At 75.7% G+C, this 2,238-nt stretch carries 2 protein-coding genes; both read right to left on the bottom strand.

Annotated features, from left to right (window positions below):
• Window positions 1-206, bottom strand: a 206-nt coding sequence (locus C667_RS22345) for a hypothetical protein (RefSeq protein ID WP_004386347.1), incomplete at its 3' end; no start/stop codon positions are given.
• A 4-nt stretch (window positions 207-210) separates the two neighbouring features.
• A partial coding sequence (locus C667_RS22340) for a hypothetical protein (protein WP_004386346.1) occupies window positions 211-2,238 on the bottom strand: 2,028 nt, incomplete at its 5' end.

Below are 2,238 nucleotides of genomic sequence, written 5' to 3'. Positions count from 1 at the left end.
GCCTCCAGCCCGAGCGCCACCTGCTGCGGCGAGGCGCGTGCCCCGAACGCCGGCAAGCGCAACCGCCGCACCAGCAGCAGCTCGCCGCCGTCGCCGGGCAGGCTGGCGGTGCGCAGCGCATCCTCGATGAGCAGGCGCGCGCATCGCGCGCCCGCGGCATCGGGCGCGCGGATGCCGAGATGGCGGACGCGGCGCTCGGCGATCATCGCGCTAGCCCTGGCGGGCCCCCTGCGCGGCGGCGAACGCGACCGGGCTGGCCGCGTCGACGAAATGCACCCGCGTGTCGGCCGCGAGCGCAAGCGCGCCGCCCTCGACCCGCGTCACCACCGCGGCGGCCGTGTTGCCAGCGAGGTCCTCCACCGTGGCGCGCGCCACCACCCGGTCGGCCTGGTAGATCAGCGCCTGCATGCCTACCCGGAGCCGCAGCGGCTCGGTGACGCGGATCGGCAGGCGGATGCCCGGCCGGGCGGTGACCGGCTCGGGCAGGCGCCCGGACAGGATGCGATCGACCGGCGCATGGCTGGCGAGCAGCAGAGTCATGTGCACGACGTCGTTCATCAGCGCCTCGGCTTCGGCGTCGCCCGCCCGCACCTGGCCGAACAGCCAGTCCGCCAGGGACTGCAGGCGGCGGCGTTCGACAAAGTCGATCTCGCCCCAGCGCGCCAGCCCGGCCAGGTTGCGCAGCTGCGGCGCCGCGTCGAACTGCGACAGGCGCTCCGCCCAGTCGAGGCGGATCGACGGCGGCACCGCGCAGAACGCCTCGTGCAGGCAGGTGGAGATGCGCGACAGCTCGTCGAACAGCGCCGCGGCCCGGCTCGCCACCGCGCCGCTGCCGTGCTCGCCGTCGATCAGGTCGCCGAGCGCGACGAGCCTGTCGGCCTCGTCGCGCGCCTGCCTCCAGCCCAGGGTGGCGAGCGCGGCGAGGTCGATGCGGGTGCTCGCCGTGCGCACCTGCTGCACGGCCTGCACGCGCCTGCCGTGCAGGCCGGCGATGGCGCCGGCCACGCCCTTGGCCGGCGCGGCCGCGGGCTGGGCGGCGAGCTTGAGCGCGAGGAGCTGGCTGCGCAGCTGCGCGCTCTGCAGGGCCTTGACGAGCAGGTCGGTGCGGTCGAGGCGGTCGAGCAGCGCCGGTGCATGGGCGAAGCAGCGCGCGGGGGCCTCGCGCACCGCGGCGAGCAGCTCGCGCAGCGCGTCGGGGGCGTCCTGTCGTGCCCGCAGGCAGCTCGGCACCGCGGGCGCGAGCAGGCCGGGGTCGAGGCTGCGCTGGGCGGCGGGCAGGATCGACTCGGCCTCGCGCGGACGCTGGTAGGCGATGAAATGCACGTGGTCGCGCAGGATGCGGCCGCGGCGCTCGTTGATCGCCGCCAGGCGGGCCTCTTCCTCGGCGATCAGGGCCCGGGTGACCGCCACGTCGTGGCGCGCCTCGGCCAGCTCCTCGCCGATCGCGCGCAGGCGGTTCTCGAGGGCGAGCGCGCTGCCGCGCAGGGCGTCGAGCACGCGCTGGCTCGCCGCGATCGCATCGCGGTAGCGCTTTATCCGGCCTTCGAGCTGGCGCATCAGCGCCACCGTGTTGTCGGCGAGATCGGTGCCGTCGGCAAACTGGGTGGCTTCGTCGACGCGCACGCGCAGCGGCGTGCGCAGCAGCAACGGCATGCGCCAGGGCTCGCGCAGCAGCCTTGCGAACGCCAGGTTGCGCGGGCGGGCGTCGAGCAGGGCCTGGTCTTCCGGGTTGTCGCTGTCGATCGCCGGCAGCCGCACGTTCTTCTCGACCTCCTCCGCGCTGGCGTAGAACAGCGCCGGGTCGCCGCGCGTGCCGTACAGGTCGATGTCGAGGAACAGGCCGGGCACCTCGCCGCCGTCCTCGGCGGTCAGCGCCAGCGCATGGGCGGCGAGCGCGCTCACCGCGGAGTGGCGGGTGGCGGTGGTGTAGTCCTTGGCTTCGGTGGCGCGCGGCGCCTGCAGGCGCTCGGCGATGCTGACCGTGCGCACCTCCGCGCGCCCCACCACCGGCGCGCCGCCGGTGACGTCGGAAGGCAGGAAGGCGCCTGCGGCCGCGACCGTGTAGCGTGGCTCGCTGACCGAGCGGATGAAGAGCTTGGTGTCGGCCGCCTTGTCGATCTCCAGCGTACGCTTGTCCGCGCGCGTGGCGTCCGCGACGGCCTCGGTCCCGCCCGCGAGGCGCAGGCCGGCCTCCAGCGTGCCGGGCAGCGCGCTCCTGGCGGGGGCGGTGGCGCCGCC

It is taken from the genome of Thauera phenylacetica B4P, from assembly GCF_000310225.1.
GTDB lineage: Bacteria > Pseudomonadota > Gammaproteobacteria > Burkholderiales > Rhodocyclaceae > Thauera > Thauera phenylacetica.
Note: the sequence above shows the minus strand (reverse complement) of the source record. Positions and strands in the feature narration are given on the sequence as shown.